The following is a 1106-nucleotide window of genomic DNA, read 5'->3' on the forward strand; positions in this document are numbered from 1 at the left end:
CGGGCGGCGCCGTGCCCGCCGGACCGGTCGCCGTCACCGGCCGGCTCGTCGCTCCACGCCGCCGGGCCCCTGTCCTCGGTGCCCACGTCGTCGGTGCCCGCGTGCACGCTGCGGTCGCGCAGCCCCGTCACCCGGCGGCCCGCGGCCTCCACCCCGCGCTGGAGACCCGCGTACGGGGCGTCGCTGAACGCGCGTCCGAACACGGCGACCGCGCCCAGCACCAGCAGCAGGACCCCCACCAGCACCGAACCGGCGTTGGTGGCGAACGGCCCGGCCGGGACCAGCCGGAACACGCCGGTCAGGAGTCCGAGCAGGACCTCGGCGGCGCCCAGGAGCATGAGCACCACCCCGAAGCCCCGCGCCCAGGGCAGCCGCGTGGCGCACGGCAGTCCCGCCACGCCGAGGACGAGGTGCACCAGGTCGCGCAGCGGGTCCACCCCGATGCCCAGCAGCTCCCCGCTCGCCGCGGGCAGCCCGGGAAGGCCGCTGTAGCGGAACCCGAGGAGCCCGTAGAGCAGGAGCAGGAACGCCGCGAGGACCACCAGCAGCTGCGGCCAGGGGAACACCGCGTGGCCGTGGGAGTGGTGCTGGGACTGGGTGGGCATACTCGTCCTCCGGGTCGTGCGGCACCGGTCGGCCCGGCATGACGGCGCGGCTACCCGCCCATCGGCAGCGGATGCCGATCGTGACGGGCATGACCTCCGCGGGCCCGGATGGCACGGTGCACGGCGCCCCGCGCGGGCCGCCGGCACGGGAGGGGGAACCGGGTGACCGAACGGGTCGACGCCGTCGTGGTCGGGGCCGGGCACAACGGCCTCGTCGCGGCGAACCTGCTCGCCGACGCCGGCTGGGACGTCCTGGTCTGCGAGGCCGCCGAGGCGCCGGGCGGCGCCGTCCGCTCGGCGGAGATCACCGCGCCGGGCTTCGTCAGCGACCTGGCCAGCGCGTTCCACCCGCTCGGCGCCGCCTCACCGGTGCTGCGCGAGCTCGACCTCGGCGCGCACGGGCTGCAGTGGCGCCACGCCCCCACCGTCCTCGCCCACCCCACCCCCGACGGCCGGTGCGCGGTGCTGCACCGCCGCCTCGACGACACCGCCGCCGCGCTC

At 77.7% G+C, this 1106-nt stretch carries 2 protein-coding genes; one reads left to right on the top strand and one right to left on the bottom strand.

All coding sequences use genetic code 11. The annotated features are described in order from the left end of the window. Nucleotides 1–605: DUF4383 domain-containing protein (locus GTW08_RS08650; RefSeq protein WP_161151742.1), on the bottom strand; the 605-nt coding region annotated here is incomplete at its 3' end. 162 nt (nt 606–767) lie between these two features. Between GTW08_RS08650 and GTW08_RS08655 the strand changes: the two genes are divergently transcribed. Then, nucleotides 768–1106, top strand: a 339-nt coding sequence (locus GTW08_RS08655) for an FAD-dependent oxidoreductase (RefSeq protein WP_161151743.1), incomplete at its 3' end; no start/stop codon positions are given.

The organism is Pseudonocardia sp. SID8383, assembly GCF_009864975.1.
Taxonomy (GTDB): Bacteria; Actinomycetota; Actinomycetes; order Mycobacteriales; family Pseudonocardiaceae; genus Pseudonocardia; species Pseudonocardia alni.